Source organism: Massilia polaris (assembly GCF_012927275.1).
Classification (GTDB): domain Bacteria; phylum Pseudomonadota; class Gammaproteobacteria; order Burkholderiales; family Burkholderiaceae_D; genus Telluria_A; species Telluria_A polaris.
This window is the reverse complement of record NZ_JABBGG010000019.1, coordinates 27,736-43,930: the sequence shown is the minus strand read 5'-3', so window position 1 is coordinate 43,930 and position 16,195 is coordinate 27,736. Positions and strand designations below refer to the sequence as shown.

Here is a 16,195-nt window from a genome sequence, read left to right as displayed (position 1 = left end):
CTAGCAAAAAGGAGAGAAATATCGACCCATCGTGACCGCAGCCTTTACAATTTAAACGCGTAACATCATCGAATGCGCAGCGGTCACGATAGGCCGGAATCAGCGGTCACGTTGACCGGAATACGCAATTGGGTTTCTTGCGGTTCGCGTCGATCAGGGCATCGACTCCGCCGGCCTCGACGGCCGACTGGTAACGATAAAAGGTATCGCGGGAAAAGCCCATCACCTTACAGGCGCGGGATACGTTGCCAAGCTCAGTTGCCAGATTTAGCAGACCGACCTTGTGTTTGATGACGCTTTGCGGAACACTGCTCATGGGGTTACTCCTTGGCGCTTACGCGCTGGTTTAATAAAGATTCGCACCTCTATCAAACCGGGTAACCCCACCCTTTGGCAAGGCCTTACTGTCAGATCAAGTCGGAACTACTACACCTGATGGCCGCCGAGATCGTGCGCCCCAAACTCGTTCCGCTTGAGCGCGGCGTCACGCCTATCACCGATCCGATCGTCAATCTGGTGCCCGGTAAGCCGCATCAACTCATGGTGCGGACACAGTTGCGACGCCCCCTGCTCAAGCAAACGATCTATAGTGGGACCCCACCGGTCAGACGGACCAGATGGGAGTGTCCCGCCGCTGTCGCGCGGTTCGATCTACATCTGCTCACTGCTCAACGTAAATGACAGCAACTTAGGGCCCCTTGTTTGCCATCCAGGCAAAAGGGAAATCCTAGCGCGCGAAAGTCAGCACAGTCAGCGGTGACGCTGCATGGCGTCAACATCGCGATTTACGTTCGGTCTGCTTGTGCCGCGAGAGCGTCCTGCAACTGTGCGACTACTCGGTGCCCGTCAATATCGAGTTCGCGAGTTTCCACCGCCGCCTGCTTCAGAACGGGCCTAATGCCTGAATGGGGCCGCTGATCGTCGCTAGTCGCGCTTGTGCCGCAATGAGCATTCGCTTTCCTCGTTGTCGACTTAAAGCGCAGTACGAACAGACTGCTTGAGTTCGCAATCGCGACCGTCAGCTTTGGGGTGCGGATGCTGCCGGTCGTCGGACGTCGTGTGTCAGGTCAAGTCTGATCTAGTACAGCTCAACCTTCGCCCGCACGCTCGCCATGAGCTGTTCCAGCTTCTCGCGTGGCGCCCGATCTTGTTCTTGGGCAGCGCCTTGCGCTTGGATTGCTTCATCGCTACGTGCCACGTGAAAGTTTTATCCTTGTTCTCCTCTCGTTTCTCAACACCCTGATAGCCGGCGTCGCCAAGTGCCGCAATTTCGTCGCCGTGCAAGAGCGCACCCGCGTGCGTCGCGTCGGCGACGTTTCGGCCATTCAGCGTGTGTACGAGACCCGACGTCGCATCTACGCCGACATGGGCCCTCATGCCGAAGTGCCAGTCATTACCCTTTTTCGATGGTGCATTTCCGGGTCACGCAGGCCGTCCTTGTTCTTGGTCGAACGCGGCGCTGCGATCAAGGTCGCGTTCGACGATGGCCACCTCGCGCATCATCAAACCCTTCTCGGCCAAGTGCGCGTTGATGGTGTCGAGGATCTTGCGCGTCAGGCCGTTCGCTTCGAGCAGGTGGCGGAACTTAACTTAAGCAGCGTTGTCGCGTCCGGCGCCGACTCGCAATTGAGGTTGATACCGACAGAGCCGCTAATAGCCTGGCTGTCGTAGATCGCATCTTCGATGCCTTCATCCGATAAGCCAAAGCACTGCTGGGCCACTTACATGCGCAGCATGCGCGCCAAACCGATTGGCGGGCGACCTGGTCCGCTGAGCTTCGGATAGAACGGTTCGATCGCCTGATGCAGCTTGTCCCACGGGGTTGCCTTGTCAATCTCCGCGAGAAAGCGGTCACGCCGCGTGAGCTTCTTCTTGTTGGCGTACTCAAGATCGGAAAAACCCTTCCGCATGGTCAGCGGGGCAATGGTTAATGGAACGATATTGTCTCAGCTCAGGTGTGCTGGCGAAACGGTCGGCGATCAATAAATCAGCGTTTCCCTAGCGGCGCTTTGTAATGGCAAGAAAACTGGGCGCAACACGGGGCCGCGCCGGAATAGTAATGTTCTGTTGTTAAGTAGATGACACCCGAATTTAATCAGTTACTCGTTCCGTCCGGCTGACGTCAAATTAGGTAGCTTTCGACGGGGCTTTTTAGAGCTTGAGGCTGCATACTTGTCAAAAATTCTTGATAAAGCTTTCTCCCTTTGCTCCGGGGTCGATGATCGAACTCCACGCTCGAACCATTCAGGCGTCATGCCGTTTTCTCGTCTATCTATTCCGATCATGAAATAGCTGTTGCTTTCTACCGTAACCATGCACTTGAGCGCTATTTCAAAATCCGAATCATCATCAGCTGGATCAATTGGGATCTCATCGTATTCGAAAAGTCCAGTCGTCACTAGATATTGATGCCAGGTTAGATCGGCAGGAGCGATATGCGAGATCGCAGTTAAGTCTACTCTTGCGCTGTCGAGCAAGTATTTTCCCTCTTTAATCCAGTCGGGATGCAAGACGGTCTCGAAGAAGACTTCTATCTCGCTAACCGCTTCAATCGATGCGATCTCCTTTTCTGCGGTGACTTTATTCGACGAGATGTACAGAGATTTTATTAGTTCTTCCAGTTTCTGGTTTGACGCTCGAACGCCAGAAATTAAATGATTGGTAACGTCCATTTGCGCAGTAAGCTCGCGCGATCTCAATAATTCGAAAAACATTCCTGCCCACTGCTTGCGAAGGTGGCTCTCAATATGCTGAAAATTTACAAAGCCTTCAAGAGCGTTGTTTGCAGGACTCTTTCGAACATCATCTACAAACCGGAAGATATCCAACGCATACTCCTGTTTCTCGATTGCCGGGTACTCTATATCAGACACGAACGCTTTCTTCCGGTTCTGCTGGTAGAGATGGTGATTGGCAAGAACGCCGCTCCGAACGTAAGTAAAGATTGGAATGTTGCATTGCCGGGCAGCTGCATATTCAGCATTTGTGATTGATTTGGTTCGATCTGCGATATATTCACCACCGAACCGACCGCCGATAATCAGGATAAAAAGCTGGCAGTTTGCCACCTCGTGAAGGCATGACTCATGCGTATGGCAGTCGGGTTTATAAAACACGTCACCATTTTCACTTAATACCGGGTCAAAACCGTAAGAAAGAATGAAACGAGTCAGCTGCTCACGTACCTCGCTCAAATCAAAACAGGTCGAGCTTACGAAAACTTTGGGTGCGGCCATGCTAAATTTTTTTCCTAATCTAATAATCAGCTGCGTTAAGCCGCCGCAATCCCGTACTTGCGCTTCAGCGCGTTGTACTCGTTGTTGATCAGCTCCAGTTGCGGATGCGCCGGATCGATCTTGTGGATGGCCGCGATCTGGGCCTGGCAGACTTCCGCCAGCGGGTGATCCCATCCGAGTTCGGACAGCTGCCGCAGGATGCCCTTCGCCACGGCGATCATCACCTGCAGGTTCCCCGGCGACATGTGCATCGCTTCGAGCAGCGACTGCACCGCGCCCTTGATGTCACCCATGTTGGCTTTCTCTGCCGCGACGCCGAGCAGGATCTGCGCCTGCGCCTTGAGCTGCGCGCCCATGCCGTCCGCAAGATCCGGGCGGCCGGCTTTGACGAACACGCTCATCGCCTGCTGCGTCGACACGCCGCTCTTGGCGTCGTTCATCACCGACAGCATGACTTCCGCCGCGCCCTGGTCAAGCTTGTGCGCGAGGCAGCTCTCGGCCAGGCCGATGCGCAGCTTGCTCGACAAGCCGCTACTGGCGCGCACCGCGCCAACTGCGTTATTCAGCTCAGCGACCGCGGCGGCGCTGTTGCCGGCCGCCTCGTGCAGCATCGCGAAGGAAATCGCCTTACAGGCGTCGACGTTCGGATTGCCGCGCATCGAGCGCTCGAGGTCGCGGATCACGCCGCTGGCCTGCGTCGCATCGCCTTTCTGGACCAGCGTTTTGACCAGGTTGACGTGGTCTTCCGGGTCGCGGAATTCGGAATACTTCGCTTTCGTCACCACCTGCTTGAATGACTTCTCGGCGGCGGTCACATCGCCGGCGCCGAGCGCCACTTCGCCCAGGTGGCGCAGGCGGCGCACCATGTGCGGCGAGATCGATACGGCTTCTTCCAGCACCTGCTGCGCGCGCGCGGCCGAACCGTTCGCTTCATGGCACTTGGCCAGCAGGTCGTAGGCCGCCATCAGCTTCGGATTGACGCTGACCAGCTGGGTGAGGACATTTTCGGCTTCCTCGACGCGGCCCTGTGTGAACAGGGTGCGTGCCAGGCCGAGCGATGCCCAGCCAACCTGCTTCACGCCGAGCATCGCGGTGTACAGGTGTTCGGCTTCCGGAAATTCATTCAGGCTGACGTGCAGTTCGGCGCGCAGCCGCACAAAGTCGGCGGCGTAGCGCGGGTGCGCGTTCTCGGCCGCCACGCATGAACGGATCGCTTCACGCAGGCTGCCCTGGTCGATCAGCTTGTACGTCGGCAGGAACACACTGCGGCGATCGACCGCGCGCGTGATGCGCTGCATGAGCACATCGACGGTGAACGGCTTGAGGATGTAGTCGGTCGGCGTCAGTTCGGCCGCGCTGACGACCTTGCTGTAGACGCCCTCGGAGGTAAGCATGATGAAAATGGCGCCCATGCCGATCAGCTTGTGGTGGCGCAGGTCTTCCAGCAGCTGCTGGCCGTCCTGGCCGTTCTCGCCGCCGCTGTCGAGGTCATACTCGCACAGGATGATGTCGTACGCCTTGCGCGACAGGTTGCGGATCGCCGTGCCGGAACTGACCGCGAACTCGATCTTGCTGATGTTCGACATGTTCAGCATGTTCTGCAGGCTGCCGCGCATGCCGGGGTTCGGGTCGATGACCAATACGGTCAGGTTGCTGTTGTCGTCCATGCTCTCACTCTCGCCCTTTGTCCAGGGTCTCGTCTGATTTTAGTTGTCTATGGCAATTCTTGAAACTCAACGATACGCTATTGTTATGTTCCCGGCAACAGGGATTGCGCATGAGCAGTCAAACTGTTGCATATCGCTACCAGAGTGGAAGCTGTCAGGGGATGGTGCGACGCGGTATAATAGCGGCCTAAAGGAATTCTGCATCACGCACCAGTGTCTCACTTACCTTTAACCCGCAGCCACGCTGCATCAACCATCTTCCAAACATGTTGATTCTGCCGGGTTCCAATGCCCTGTCTGTCTTCCGTACCCAACGCCTCCTGAGCCAGTTGCAAGCCGTCGCGCCCGCGATCACGGCGGTCCAGGGACGGTTCTACCACTTCATCGACACCAGTGCGCCGCTATCGGCGCAAGATACTGAGCGTCTCAGCGCCATGCTGACGTATGGCGAACCGGCAGCAGCAGGGCAGGAGGGCGGCGAAGAGTTCTTCGTCATCCCGCGCCTCGGCACCATTTCGCCATGGGCGTCAAAGGCGACCGACATCGCGCACAACTGCGGCATGGGCCACGTGCACCGCATCGAGCGCGGCATCGCCTACACGGTGACCCTGAAGCATGGCCTGCTCGGCATCGGCGCTGCCAAGAAGCTGGGCGCGGACGAGGCGGTCGCCGTCGCCGGCCTGCTGCACGACCGCATGACCGAAAGCGTGCTGCGCAACGCCGACGACGCGGCCAACCTGTTCAGCGAACTGGAAGCACGCCCGCTCGAATCGATCGACGTCCTTGGCGCCGGCAAGTCCGCGCTGGAAACGGCCAACAGCGAGCTTGGCCTGGCCATGTCGGACGACGAAATCGACTACCTGCACGACGCCTTCACCAAGGCGAAGCGCAATCCGACCGACGTCGAACTGATGATGTTCGCGCAGGCGAACAGCGAGCATTGCCGCCACAAGATCTTCAACGCCGACTGGATCATCGACGGCGAGAAGCAGCCGAAGTCGCTGTTCCAGATGATCAAGAACACGCACCAGCTGAACCCGCGCGGCACCGTCGTCGCGTACAGCGACAACTCGTCGATCATCGAAGGCGGCACCGTCACGCGCTTCTACCCGCGCGGCGCGAACCACGAGTACGCGGCGTCGACCGAACTGACCCACATCCTGATGAAGGTCGAAACGCACAACCACCCGACCGCGATTTCCCCATTCCCTGGCGCCTCCACCGGCGCTGGCGGCGAGATCCGCGACGAAGGTGCGACCGGTCGCGGCGCGAAACCAAAGGCTGGCCTGACCGGGTTCACGGTGTCGAACCTGTCGATCCCTGGCGCTGAGCGCAAGTGGGAGAATGCCGCCAGCGTCACCGCACCGGTCGCACAGCGCGCGGAAGCGGGCGTGTACGGCAAGCCTGACCGCATCGCGTCGGCACTGCAGATCATGATCGAGGGCCCGATTGGCGGCGCCGCGTTCAGTAACGAATTCGGCCGCCCGGTCCTCGGCGGCTACTTCCGTACGTATGAACAGAACGTCGGCGACACCGTGTACGGCTATCACAAGCCGATCATGATCGCCGGCGGCATCGGCAGCATCTCGGCCGCGCACACCCACAAGAACGACATCCCGGTCGGCAGCCTGCTGGTCCAGCTGGGCGGCCCCGGCATGCGCATCGGTATGGGCGGCAGCGCCGCATCGTCGATGGCAACCGGTACCAACACCGCCGACCTGGACTTCGACTCGGTCCAGCGCGGCAACCCGGAGATGGAACGCCGCGCGCAGGAAGTCATCAACTCATGCTGGCAGATGGGCGCCGACAATCCGATCATCTCGATCCACGATGTGGGCGCGGGCGGCCTGTCGAACGCTTTCCCTGAAATCACCAACGACGCCGGACGCGGCGCGATCTTCGACCTGCGCAAAGTGCCGCTCGAAGAAAGCGGCATGGCGCCGAAGGAAATCTGGAGTAACGAATCGCAGGAACGCTATGTTCTGGCGATCTCGCCGGACAACCTGCCGCTGTTCGCCGCGATGTGCGAGCGCGAGCGCTGCCCGTTCGCGGCAGTCGGCGTCGCTACCGAAGAACGCCAGCTCAAGCTGATCGATCCGGAACTGGGCAACTCGCCGGTCGACATGCCGATGGACGTCTTGCTCGGCAAGCCGCCAAAGATGCTGCGCGACGTGAAGCACGTGTCGAACGAGTATCCGCCGATCGACCTGACCGGTCTTGACCTGACGGACGTCGCCGAGCGCGTACTGCTGCTGCCGACGGTAGCGGACAAGTCCTTCCTGATCACCATCGGCGACCGTACCGTCGGCGGCACCACCGTGCGCGACCAGATGGTCGGCCCGTGGCAGGTGCCGGTATCCGATTGCGCGGTCACCGCGATGAGCTTCGAAGGCTATCTCGGCGAAGCGATGGCGATGGGCGAACGCACGCCGCTGGCCGTCATCAACGCTGCCGCATCGGGCCGCATGGCAGTCGGCGAGGCAGTCACCAACATCGCCGCTGCTCCGATCAAGGACATCTCGGACATCAAGCTGTCGGCTAACTGGATGGCTGCATGCGGCCAGCCAGGCCAGGACGCAGCGCTGTTCGACACCGTGAAAGCGGTTGGCATGGACCTGTGCCCGGCGCTGGGGATCAGCATCCCGGTCGGTAAAGATTCGCTGTCGATGCGCACCACGTGGCGCGACGAAGATGCGCAGAAGGCTGTCACCTCGCCTGTCTCCCTGATCGTCTCGTCGTTCGCGCCTGTGTACGACATTCGGAAGTCGCTGACACCGCAAGTCCGCATGGATGCCGGCGAAACGTCGATGATCCTGATCGACCTCGGACGCGGCAAGAACCGCCTCGGCGCCTCCGCGCTTGCCCAGGTGACCCAGCAGCTTGGCAACGACGCGCCAGACGTCGACAATCCGGAAGACCTGAAGGGCTTCTTCAAGGCGATCCAGCAGCTGAACGCCGACGGCAAACTGCTCGCGTACCACGACCGTTCCGATGGCGGCCTGTTTGCCACGCTGTGCGAGATGGCGTTTGCCGGCCGCAGCGGCCTGTCGATCAATCTCGACATCCTCGCGCACGAGGGCGAACACTCGTCCGACTGGGGCGATGCCAAGAACTGGACAGGGCAGGTGGCCGAGCGCCGCAACGAACTGACCCTGCGCGCGCTGTTCAGCGAAGAACTGGGCGCGGTAATCCAGGTGCGCACCGACCAACGCAGCGACGTGATGAACGTGCTGCGCGAGCACGACCTGGGCGCCTGCAGCCACATTATCGGCAAGCCGAACGACCGCGGCGTGATCGAATTCACGCGCGACGCCAAAATCATCTACAGCCAGGCCCGCAGCGCGCTGCACCGCCTGTGGAGCGACACCAGCTGGCGCATCGCGCGCCTGCGCGACAATCCGGCATGTGCGGATTCGGAATACGACCGCCTGCTCGACGAAACCGATCCTGGCATCGCGCCGCGCCTGACCTTCGACCCGTCGGAGAATATCGCGGCGCCGTTCCTGGCGACCGGCGTGCGTCCTCGTGTGGCGATCCTGCGTGAGCAGGGCGTCAACTCGCATATCGAAACGGCGTGGGTCATGCACCAGGCAGGTTTTGCGGCGGTTGACGTGCACATGAGCGACCTGATTGCAGGCCGCGTCAAGCTGGACGACTTCCAGGGCATTATCGCCGTGGGCGGCTTCTCGTACGGCGACGTGCTGGGTGCCGGCGAAGGCTGGGCCAAGACGATCCTGTTCAACGAAAAGCTGGCCGACCAGTTCGCGCGCTTCTTCGCACGCGGCGATAGCTTCGGCCTGGGTGTTTGCAACGGCTGCCAGATGATGAGCAACCTGAAGTCGATCATTCCGGGCGCGCAGGCATGGCCTAAGTTCACGCGCAATAAATCGGAGCAGTTCGAAGCGCGCTTCTCGATGGTTGAAGTGCTCGACTCGCCGTCGATGTTCTTCAGCGGGATGGCTGGCACGATGACGCCGATCGCGGTGGCGCATGGTGAAGGCTTTGCGGACTTCTCGCAGACCGGCGATATCAGCCAGGTCGTCAAGACGCTGCGCTATGTCGACAACCGTGGCGATGCGACCGAAATGTATCCGTACAACCCGAACGGTTCGCCAGCCGGTTTGACGGCGGTGACAACGGCTGACGGCCGCTTCACGGTAATGATGCCGCACGCCGAGCGCGTATTCCGCTCGGTGCAGCAGTCGTGGCATCCTGAATCGTGGGGTGAGGAATCGCCGTGGATGCGCATGTACCGCAATGCGCGGAAGTGGGTTGGTTGATCACAGCCATTAAATAGCAGGACGGATAAGCGCGTTGCGCTTATCCGTCCTGCGTTTGACGCACCCATTCCATCTTCTGGACCGTGACTTCGGGATGACTCTCAAGCGCCTCCCATTCCGGCAAAAACACAAACCCCAGCTTGCGATAGAAAGCCGCTGCACGTTCATTCGCCGGCGACACGTCCAACACGACGCGTGAATATCCCCGCGTGATCGCACTCGCTGTGACGGCTTCCACGAGAGCGCAAGCCACGCCAGCGCCCCGATATTCCGGCCTGACCCACATCGCAATCAGATTGAACTCCGCCGCCGAACTCACAACCGCGCCAGCCATGCCAACCGCTATTCCATCCACAAACGCCAGCACGAACCGCCCTGGACCCCGCCCCGCAGCCCGGTCACGCCACTGCGCCTCGCTGTTCGCAGCCGCGGTTGCATAAGTCACCCCAAACGCCCTCGGCGCATCGGCCAGCGACGCCAGCCGAATCTCGCGCAGCACTTCCCAGTCTTCTTCAGTTGTCGGTCGAATAGCCATGATCTTCTTTCGAGGCGTAAAAAAAGCGCTTCCGTAGAAGCGCTCCTTTGTTTAGCAGAAACCCAGCTTACTGGATCTTCGCTTTCTTCATCAGATCTTCACGGAAAGCCTGCAGCTTGCGCTGTTGCAGCGATTCGGTGACCTGCTGCTTGACTTCCTCGAACGGAGGAACCTTGGCAGCGCGGGTGTCTTCCAGCTTGATCACGTGGAAGCCGTACTGGGTCTTGACCGGGGTCTCGGTAATCGCGCCTTTTTGCAGGGCGATCATCGCCTTCGAGAACTCAGGCACGTAGTTGGCCGGGCTCGCCCAGTCCAGGTCGCCGCCGTTGGCTGCCGAGCCGTCTTTCGACTGCTTGGCCAGCTCTTCGAACTTGCCGCCGGTCTTCAGCTTGGCGACGATCGCCTTCGCTTCTTCTTCGGTCGCTACCAGGATGTGGCGTGCGTGGTATTCCTTGTCGCCCATCTGCGCTTTGTACTTGTCGTACTCGGCCTTGGCTTCAGCGTCCTTGACCGGGTTCTTGCGAACGTAGTCAGCCAGCATCGCGTTGATGACGATGCTCTGGCGGGCGTTTTCGAGCGCTTGCTTGACTTCGGAACGGGTGCCGAAACCTTGCTTGTCGGCTTCCTGGATCATGACTTCACGGGCGACCAGGTCTTTCTTGATCGCGTCGCGCAGTTGCGGCGAGTCGGTCTGCTTGCCCTGGGCAACAACCTGCTTGACGATCTGCTCGACCTTGGCGGCAGCGATTGGTTTGCCGTTGACGGTAGCGACGTTCTGCGCAAAGGCAGGGGCCGCAGCCATCGCGATGAGGACTAACAACAGGCGGGCTGGTTTCAACATCATTATTCAGATCCTATCTAATTCAACACATCACAAGATTCGAACTGCTGCCGGCGCGCTGCGCCGGAGCAAGCGGCTTATTGTACTTTGGCTTTCTTGACCATTGCGTCCTGGTAAGCCATCAGCTTCTTCTGCGCCATCGCTTCGGCGATCTGCGGCTTGACTTCGTCGAACGTCGGCAGCTTGGCAGCGCGGGTGTCGTCCAGCTTGATCACGTGGAAGCCGTTTGGCGTCTGCACGGGCGCCGCTGCTACTTCACCCTTTTTCAGGCTGACGAAAGCGTCGCTGAAAGGTTTCGGGAACGAGGTTGGGGTTGCCCAGTCCAGGTCGCCGCCGTTGTTCGCGGTGCCGGCGTCCTTGGAGGTCTTGGCCAGGTCTTCGAACTTGCTGCCGGCCTTCAGCTTGGCGATGACAGCCTTCGCGTCGGCTTCGGTTTCAACCAGGATGTGGCGGACATGGTATTCCTTGTCGCCAGCCTGTGCCTTGAAGCGGTCGTATTCGGCCTTCATCTCGGCGTCCGAAATCGGGTTCTTGGTCATGTATTCCTTGGCCAGCGCGTTGACGACCAGGCTCTGGCGCACGTTTTCCAGCTGGGCCTTGACGGTGGCGTCCTTGTCGAAGCCGCGCTTGATGGCTTCCTGCATCATGACTTCGCGTGCGATCAGGTCTTTCTTGACCATTTCGCGCAGCTGCGGGGTGTCCGGCTGCTGGCCTTGCGCCACGACCTGCTTGACGACCGCTTCAGCGCGGGACGATGGAATGGCCTTGCCATTCACTACAGCGATGTTTTGCGCGAATGCTGGCATGGCAACGGCGGCTACGAGGGCGGACAGCAGGGCAGGCTTGAAAGTCATTATTAATTCCTGTTGGGGAAAGTTACGGACAAAGATTAGATTAATTATTTTACTTAGCGTTTCAATTGTCGAACAGATTTCTTAAGACTTACCGAATATTTACTCTTGCTCACATTTCTGACGGGGCCAGGGCCGTGATTGCAAGGGCATGGATTTCAGTGTGCATCATTGTGTGCACGGCATCATACACCAGACGATGGCGCATGACGAGTTTGAGTCCTTCGAACTTCTCGGAGACGATCCGGAGGCGGTAATGGCCGCCGCCGGATGCCGCACCGGCGTGGCCGGCGTGCAGGGCGGACTCGTCGGCCAGCTCGAGCACCGAGGGCGCCAGCGCCTCGGTCAGCATGGCGCGGATGCGGTCAGGGCGGGTAGCTGGTGCGTTCATGCTTTTTCTTCTTCAATGTATTTGGACAGGAACACCGTCTGGCCGACGATGAAGGCAAAGAAGATGCCCGTCAGGCCGAACAGCTTGAAGCTCACCCACGCGCTGGTGTCGGTCTTGAACATCACGAATGCGGCGAACAGGTTCAGCACGCCGATCAGGAAGAAGAACGCCATCCACGACAGCGATACCTTGGCCCATACCGGATCGGGCAGCTTGATATTCGGCTCCATGACCTGGCGGATCAGGTTTTTCCTGAAGCCGAACTGAGCGATGGCCAGTGCGAACCCAAACACCCAGTAGAGAATGGTCGGCTTCCACTTGATGAAAGTGTCATCGTGGAAGTAGATCGTCGCGCCGCCGAATACCGTAATGACAGCCAGCGAAATCCACAACATGCCGTCGACCTTGCGTCCGCGCAGCTTGACCCAGGCGATCTGCGCCAGCGTGGCAAGGATCACGACCACCGTGGCCAGGATAATCGGCGCCTGGTCGCGCGTGATGGTCCCGCCTGAAATCAGGCCGGACAGGTATTGCGTGACGATGCCGTGGGCCGCGTCGGTATTGCGTTCGCCGAGCTTGAAGACGCCGAAGAACAGCAGGATAGGGAAGAAGTCGAACAGGAATTTCATGGATGTTTCTTATTTAGGTTCGAATCGCAGCGATGCCGAGTTAATGCAGTAGCGCAGGCCAGTTGGCGGCGGGCCATCCGGGAAAACGTGTCCCAGGTGGGCGTCGCACACGGCGCAGATAATTTCGGTGCGCAGCATACCATGGCTGCGGTCGACGATTTCGATGACATTGGCCGGATCGATCGCCTTGAAATAACTCGGCCAGCCGCAACCGGAATCGAATTTGGTGTCGGACTCGAACAGCGGGGTGTTGCAGCACACGCAGGTGTAAATGCCGTGCTCGTGGTGATCCCAGTATTTGCCGGTAAAAGCGCGTTCGGTCGCGGCGTGACGGGTGACTTCGTATTCCATCGGCTCGAGCATCGCACGCCATTCGGCGTCGGTTTTGGTGAATTTCTTGTCCATGATTCTTCCTTAGGATGAGCAGCTTACTTCAAGGTGGCTTGCCCAGTCGGGCGGCAACGCCGCGTAGTGCTCGTTGCCCGGTTGTTCGTCGAATGGTTTTTCGAGTACCGCCAGCAAGCGGGCGACTTCGGAATAATCCTTTTGCTGCGCCTTTTCGATGGCAATCTGCGCCAGGTAATTACGCAATACAAATTTGGGGTTGCTGCGGTCCATCGCCTGCTTGCGTACGCAGTCGTCGCTGTTCTCGGCGCGCAGGCGCTCGCGGTAGGCGACGGCCCAGGTGTCGAAGGCGACGCGATCGATAAACAGGTCGCGAATCACCGTGTCATTGCCCAGGTTGTCCACGCGCAGGTTGCCCAGCTGGCGGAAAAACAGCGTGAAATCGACGTGATTGTCCTGCATGAGCTTGAACATCGCGTCGAACAGGGCGCTGTCGTCCTCGCTGAAGGTCGTCAGCCCGAGCTTGGCGTGCAGCAGCTCGTCCATGCGGCGCCCGAACTCGGGGCGGTAGATCTCGAGCGCATCTTCGGTGTCTTCGACCGAACCGATCAGCGGCAGCAGCGCCTGGCCCAGCGCGAAACAGTTCCAGTGGCCGATCTGCGGCTGGTTGGCATAGGAATAGCGGCCTTGCTGGTCGGTATGGTTGCAGATGTGCCCGGAGTTGAACGCTTCCATGAATCCGAACGGGCCGTAATCGAGGGTCAGTCCGAGGATCGACATATTGTCGGTATTCATAACGCCGTGCATGAAGCCGACCGCCTGCCAGTGCGCCATCAGGTGCGCGGTGCGGCGCGTGACTTCCGCCAGCAGCGACTTGTACGGGTTCTCGTCGCCCGCCAATTCCGGATAAAAGGTCTGGATGACGTAATCGGCCAGCGTCCGCAGTTCTTCCGGCTTGTCGCGGTAGAACCAGTGTTCGAACGAGCCGAAACGCACGAAACTGGGCGCCATGCGGGTAACGACCGCGGCGCTTTCGACTGTTTCGCGGAGCACGCCCTGGTCGGAACCGGTAACGATCAGTGCACGCGTGGTCGGCACGCCCAGCGCGGCCATCGCCTCGGAACACAGGAACTCGCGGATCGACGAGCGCAGCACCGCGCGGCCGTCGCCCATGCGCGAGTACGGCGTCAGGCCGGCGCCCTTGAGCTGCAGTTCCATCGGACCGGACGGCCCCTTCAGCTCGCCCATCACGATGGCGCGGCCGTCGCCGAGCTGGCCTGCCCAGACGCCGAACTGATGTCCCGAATACACGGCCGACAGCGGCTTGGCGCGCGGCGGCACCTTGTTGCCGGTGAACACGGCGACAAGGTCGTCGTTCGCGAGCTCGGCCGCATCAAGTCCGACCAGCGCCGCGGCGTTGGCGCTGGCCGCGACAAAGTAGGGCGCGGGCAGCGGCGTCGGCATCAGGCGCGTATAAAACGCGGGAGGCAATTCTGCGAACGAATTGAAGAGTGGCAGGTCGTCGGAGGTGATGGCAGTTCCAATGGTGTCGTTAGCCGAAGCAATATCAGAATTTTACCGTACGCGGCCGATTCTATTCGTGCGCACCCCCTTATTGAATCGCGCTTACATTCAGTAACTCATGCACGCTGGATAGGTGCTGCGATGCAGCATCGAAATGCGTTGACGGTTTCAGCACGCTCGCACGAAACTAAATTCCCGATGCAACACTTAACGCCAGGAGAGTCGATGACGTCGTACCCGATGAGCCCCGTGATGGGCCAGATGATGAGCCAGCCCCTGCTTGTCTCCACCATTATCGACTATGCCGCGCGCCACTTCGGGAGCTCCGAGATCGTCTCGCGCCGGGTGGAAGGCGACATGCATCGCTACACCTACCGCGACCTGAACCAGCGCGCGCGCCGCATGGCCAACGTGCTCACGGGGCTGGGCGTCCAGATGGGGGACCGCGTGGCGACCCTGGCCTGGAACGGTTACCGCCACATGGAACTGTATTACGCGGTGTCGGGCTCGGGCGCGGTGCTGCATACGATGAATCCGCGCCTGCATCCGGAGCAGATTGCCTACATCGCCAACCACGCAGAAGACCAGTACCTGTTCTTCGACCTGACCTTCCTGCCGCTGATCGAAGCGGTTGCCGCGCACTGCAAGACCGTCAAGGCCTTCGTCTTGATGTCCGACCGCGAGCACATGCCGAAGGAAACCAGGATCGCCAACCTGCTGTGCTATGAAGACCTGGTCGCCAGCAGTTCGGATGATTACAGCTGGCCGCAGTTCGACGAAAATTCGGCCGCATCGCTGTGCTACACGTCCGGCACCACGGGCAACCCGAAGGGCGCGCTGTACTCGCACCGTTCGACCGTGCTGCATGCCTACGGCTCGGCGCTGCCGAATGCGCTGAACGTCTCGGCCGCCGATACCGTGCTGCCGGTGGTGCCGATGTTCCACGTCAACGCATGGGGACTGCCATATTCGGTGCTGCTGTCGGGCGCGAAGATGGTCTATCCGGGCGCGGCGCTCGACGGAAAATCGCTATATGAATTGTTCGAGGCGGAGGGCGTCACCTTCTCGGCCGGCGTGCCGACGGTCTGGCTCGGCCTGATCAACCACGCGCTGCAGAACGACCTGAAGTTCTCGACCTTCCGCCGGACCGTGATCGGCGGCTCGGCCTGCCCACCGGCGATGATGGACACGCTGATTGACAAGCTCGACGTGCAGGTCATCCACGCCTGGGGCATGACGGAAATGTCGCCGCTAGGCACCACCGGCACCCTGCAGGGCAAGCACAAGCTGCTGCCGAAGGAAGAGCAACGCAAGATCCTGCAGAAGCAGGGACATGCGGTATTCGGCGTCGACATGAAGATCGTCGATGACGATGGCAAGGAACTGGCGTGGGACGGCAAGACCTACGGACACCTGCTGGTCAAGGGACCGTGGATCATCTCCAGCTATTTCCGGAACGAGGGCGGCGACGTGCTGCAGGACGGCTGGTTCCCGACCGGCGACGTGGCCACCATCGATGCCGATGGCTACATGCAGATTACCGACCGCAGCAAGGATGTAATCAAGTCGGGCGGCGAATGGATCGGCACCATCGACCTGGAGAACATCGCCATGGCGCATCCGGCGGTGCTGCAGGCGGCCTGCATCGGTGTCGCGCATCCGAAGTGGGATGAGCGGCCATTGCTGCTGGTCGTCAAGCGTCCGGGCCAGGAAGTCGGCCGCGAAGAACTGCTGAAATTTTTCGAAGGGAAGATCGCGAAGTTCTGGATGCCGGACGACGTCGCCTTCATTGACGCGCTGCCGATGGGCGCGACGGGCAAGATCCAGAAGAACAAGCTGCGCGAGCAGTTCCGGGACCATAAGCTGCCGACTGCGTGAGGCAGCGTCGGCCCGTCA

The 16,195-nt window shown here is 60.0% G+C and carries 11 protein-coding genes and 2 pseudogenes; 2 read left to right on the top strand and 11 right to left on the bottom strand.

The window, feature by feature from the left end; all coding sequences use genetic code 11:
• Positions 1–127: 127 nt before the first annotated feature.
• The 4 genes and pseudogenes from HHL21_RS20995 to HHL21_RS20980 all read right to left on the bottom strand — a co-directional run.
• Positions 128–316 (bottom strand): annotated as a pseudogene (locus tag HHL21_RS20995) (helix-turn-helix domain-containing protein); the annotation flags it as partial.
• 771 nt (positions 317–1,087) lie between these two features.
• A pseudogene (locus tag HHL21_RS20990) lies at positions 1,088–1,910 on the bottom strand (IS5 family transposase); the annotation flags it as partial.
• Positions 1,911–2,099: 189 nt separating this feature from the next.
• A complete protein-coding gene (locus HHL21_RS20985) occupies positions 2,100–3,236 on the bottom strand; it encodes a DUF4062 domain-containing protein (RefSeq protein WP_169469557.1) in 1,137 nt (378 codons plus the stop codon).
• Positions 3,237–3,271: 35 nt separating this feature from the next.
• Entirely contained in the window at positions 3,272–4,903 is a 1,632-nt protein-coding gene (locus tag HHL21_RS20980; protein ID WP_169469555.1) for a response regulator, read from the bottom strand.
• 266 nt (positions 4,904–5,169) lie between these two features.
• Here HHL21_RS20980 and purL point away from each other — a divergent pair, with 266 nt between their 5' ends.
• Complete coding sequence (gene purL, locus HHL21_RS20975) at positions 5,170–9,183, top strand: phosphoribosylformylglycinamidine synthase (protein WP_169469553.1); 4,014 nt, start codon at positions 5,170–5,172, stop codon at positions 9,181–9,183.
• A gap of 40 nt (positions 9,184–9,223) precedes the next feature.
• On the opposite strand, the gene HHL21_RS20970 is transcribed toward purL, so the two are convergent.
• From HHL21_RS20970 to HHL21_RS20940, 7 genes are all read right to left on the bottom strand, one after another.
• Positions 9,224–9,718 carry a GNAT family N-acetyltransferase gene (locus HHL21_RS20970; RefSeq protein WP_169469551.1) on the bottom strand — a complete coding sequence of 165 codons (495 nt, stop codon included), beginning with the start codon at positions 9,716–9,718 and terminating at the stop codon, positions 9,224–9,226.
• Between the two features lie 67 nt (positions 9,719–9,785).
• A complete protein-coding gene (locus tag HHL21_RS20965) occupies positions 9,786–10,562 on the bottom strand; it encodes a peptidylprolyl isomerase (protein WP_169469549.1) in 777 nt (258 codons plus the stop codon).
• Positions 10,563–10,636: 74 nt separating this feature from the next.
• Entirely contained in the window at positions 10,637–11,413 is a 777-nt protein-coding gene (locus HHL21_RS20960; protein ID WP_169469547.1) for a peptidylprolyl isomerase, read from the bottom strand.
• A 109-nt stretch (positions 11,414–11,522) separates the two neighbouring features.
• Positions 11,523–11,801, bottom strand: coding sequence for a BolA family protein (locus tag HHL21_RS20955; protein ID WP_169469545.1), 279 nt, complete (start codon positions 11,799–11,801; stop codon positions 11,523–11,525).
• On the bottom strand, positions 11,798–12,430 hold the full coding sequence (locus HHL21_RS20950) for a septation protein A (protein ID WP_169469543.1): 633 nt from the start codon (positions 12,428–12,430) through the stop codon (positions 11,798–11,800). Before HHL21_RS20950 ends, HHL21_RS20955 begins: the two co-directional genes overlap by 4 nt.
• A gap of 9 nt (positions 12,431–12,439) precedes the next feature.
• Entirely contained in the window at positions 12,440–12,835 is a 396-nt protein-coding gene (gene msrB / locus HHL21_RS20945) for a peptide-methionine (R)-S-oxide reductase MsrB (protein WP_169469541.1), read from the bottom strand.
• 9 nt (positions 12,836–12,844) lie between these two features.
• Positions 12,845–14,320, bottom strand: a complete 1,476-nt coding sequence (locus tag HHL21_RS20940) for a protein adenylyltransferase SelO (RefSeq protein ID WP_169469563.1) — start codon at positions 14,318–14,320, stop codon at positions 12,845–12,847.
• Positions 14,321–14,524: 204 nt separating this feature from the next.
• On the opposite strand from HHL21_RS20940, the gene HHL21_RS20935 reads away from it, so the two are divergent.
• The gene (locus HHL21_RS20935) at positions 14,525–16,177 is read left to right on the top strand and encodes a 3-(methylthio)propionyl-CoA ligase (protein ID WP_169469539.1); all 1,653 of its coding nucleotides are present in this window, start codon (positions 14,525–14,527) and stop codon (positions 16,175–16,177) included.
• The last annotated feature ends 18 nt before the right edge of the window (positions 16,178–16,195 follow it).

Bases quoted from the DNA above. Each gene is read 5' to 3' on its own strand.
- HHL21_RS20985 (WP_169469557.1), bottom strand. From the start codon at position 3,236: ATGGCCGCACCCAAAGTTTTCGTAAGCTCGACCTGTTTTGATTTGAGC.
- HHL21_RS20980 (WP_169469555.1), bottom strand. From the start codon at position 4,903: ATGGACGACAACAGCAACCTGACCGTATTGGTCATCGACCCGAACCCC.
- purL (WP_169469553.1), top strand. From the start codon at position 5,170: ATGTTGATTCTGCCGGGTTCCAATGCCCTGTCTGTCTTCCGTACCCAA.
- HHL21_RS20970 (WP_169469551.1), bottom strand. From the start codon at position 9,718: ATGGCTATTCGACCGACAACTGAAGAAGACTGGGAAGTGCTGCGCGAG.
- HHL21_RS20965 (WP_169469549.1), bottom strand. From the start codon at position 10,562: ATGATGTTGAAACCAGCCCGCCTGTTGTTAGTCCTCATCGCGATGGCT.
- HHL21_RS20960 (WP_169469547.1), bottom strand. From the start codon at position 11,413: ATGACTTTCAAGCCTGCCCTGCTGTCCGCCCTCGTAGCCGCCGTTGCC.
- HHL21_RS20955 (WP_169469545.1), bottom strand. From the start codon at position 11,801: ATGAACGCACCAGCTACCCGCCCTGACCGCATCCGCGCCATGCTGACC.
- HHL21_RS20950 (WP_169469543.1), bottom strand. From the start codon at position 12,430: ATGAAATTCCTGTTCGACTTCTTCCCTATCCTGCTGTTCTTCGGCGTC.
- msrB (WP_169469541.1), bottom strand. From the start codon at position 12,835: ATGGACAAGAAATTCACCAAAACCGACGCCGAATGGCGTGCGATGCTC.
- HHL21_RS20935 (WP_169469539.1), top strand. From the start codon at position 14,525: ATGACGTCGTACCCGATGAGCCCCGTGATGGGCCAGATGATGAGCCAG.